Source organism: Alloprevotella sp. Lung230, from assembly GCF_014385435.1.
Classification (GTDB): domain Bacteria; phylum Bacteroidota; class Bacteroidia; order Bacteroidales; family Bacteroidaceae; genus Alloprevotella.
Map to the genome: position 1 here is coordinate 1 of NZ_JACSUD010000029.1, position 1222 is coordinate 1222.

Sequence of the window (1222 nt, forward strand, 5' to 3'; positions counted from 1 at the left end):
TTACTCTTAACCTTGCCAATGACGGTAACTCGTAGGTTCATTATGCAAAAGGCACGCCGTCACACCATAAGGTGCTCCGACCGCTTGTAGGCGTACGGTTTCAGGAACTCTTTCACTCCTCTTAAAGAGGTGCTTTTCACCTTTCCCTCACGGTACTGGTACGCTATCGGTCTCTTACGAGTATTTAGCCTTGGCGGATGGGCCCGCCGGATTCAGACAGGATTTCACGTGTCCCGCCCTACTCAGGATTCTGCTATGCTTCATCAAAATTTCGAGTACGAGACTGTCACTCTCTATGGTCGTTCTTTCCAAAACGTTCCTCTATTCTGATTTCTTGCAACGACGCAGTCCTACAACCCCAATCATGCCGAAACATCATTGGTTTGGGCTCTTCCCCGTTCGCTCGCCACTACTGAGGGAATCATTATTATTTTCTTTTCCTACGGGTACTAAGATGTTTCAGTTCCCCGCGTTAGCCTCCCGCATTCGCGGGATGACAGGTCTTCAACCTGCCGAGTTGTCTCATTCGGAAATCTTCGGATCAATGGTCATTTGCACCTACCCGAAGCTTATCGCAGCTTATCACGTCCTTCATCGCCTGTAAGAGCCTAGGCATCCACCGTACGCCCTTCTTTACTTCGTTGCCGATGAGTTGTCTAAAAAAACAACCCTGGCGAATATACTTAAAGCTGTACTTTGTGTTACCTTTTATAAGTTACTTAGATGATTTTGCGAGTTGTTGGAATTAATCGGTAGAATGGTAAACAAGTAATGGATACTCGCTTCATTCTATCCTTCTTCCGCACAACTCATCAACTTTGTTGCGTGTTCAATATGTCAAAGATCATTTGCTCTAACGATTCGTTTGAGCAGTAAGAGTGGAGAATAACGGATTCGAACCGTTGACCCCCTGCTTGCAAAGCAGGTGCTCTAGCCAGCTGAGCTAATCCCCCATACAATTACGAAGTAGTCCCAGGCAGATTTGAACTGCCGACCTCCACATTATCAGTGTGGCGCTCTAACCAACTGAGCTATAGGACTGGCAGAAATAATCAAACCTTGCGACCCTCGAACTGGAGTGCTCGGCTTCATCTTTCTCTTATATTTCATAACAGTCTGCGAGAAGTACGCAGATACAACCAAATGTGTTGTACCTCATAAGTTGTTTAGTTGACTATTCTACCAGTCTACCAAACAACCAGTCTACCAAAATAGGTTCGTC

At 45.9% G+C, this 1222-nt stretch carries 2 tRNA genes and 1 rRNA gene; all 3 read right to left on the reverse strand.

Going from position 1 to position 1222, the window contains the following annotated elements:
- Positions 1 to 643 (reverse strand): 23S ribosomal RNA (locus H8527_RS09635); the annotation flags it as partial.
- A gap of 236 nt (positions 644 to 879) precedes the next feature.
- A tRNA-Ala gene (locus H8527_RS09640) sits at positions 880 to 953 on the reverse strand.
- 14 nt (positions 954 to 967) lie between these two features.
- Positions 968 to 1041 (reverse strand) — tRNA-Ile (locus H8527_RS09645).
- Positions 1042 to 1222 lie beyond the last annotated feature (181 nt).